Consider the following 394-nt stretch of genomic DNA (forward strand, 5'->3'; position numbering starts at 1 on the left):
CTTTAGGAATAGCCTTGTCAATCTGCACGGTAAGTTTTTGCTTTTTTTCGTCCACGCGAAAGGTTATAACGTCTACAGCCCGCTGAATCATCTTTTCAAAACTGAATTTTACAGGAGCAAGTTCAAATTTGCCAGCTTCTATTTTTGACATATCCAAAATATCGTTGATTACACCTAACAAGTGCTGTGATGCGTCCTCAATCTTGGTAAAGCAGTAGTCTTTACGCTCAATAGCGGCTGCGGCTTTTCCTATCGTGGTCATGCCGATAATTGCGTTCATGGGAGTGCGCATCTCGTGGCTCATGTTGGCAAGAAAAATAGATTTAGCGCGGTCTGCGGCTTCCGCTTCCGCCTGTTGTTTTGCCATTTTTTCCAATTTTGTAACATCTTGCAC

1 protein-coding gene is annotated in these 394 nt (G+C 43.1%); it reads right to left on the reverse strand.

Annotated features, from left to right (window positions below):
• A partial coding sequence (locus ACYVTD_RS17560) for a sensor histidine kinase (protein ID WP_461248911.1) occupies positions 1-394 on the reverse strand: 394 nt, incomplete at both ends.

The organism is Treponema sp. R6D11 (assembly GCF_054786075.1).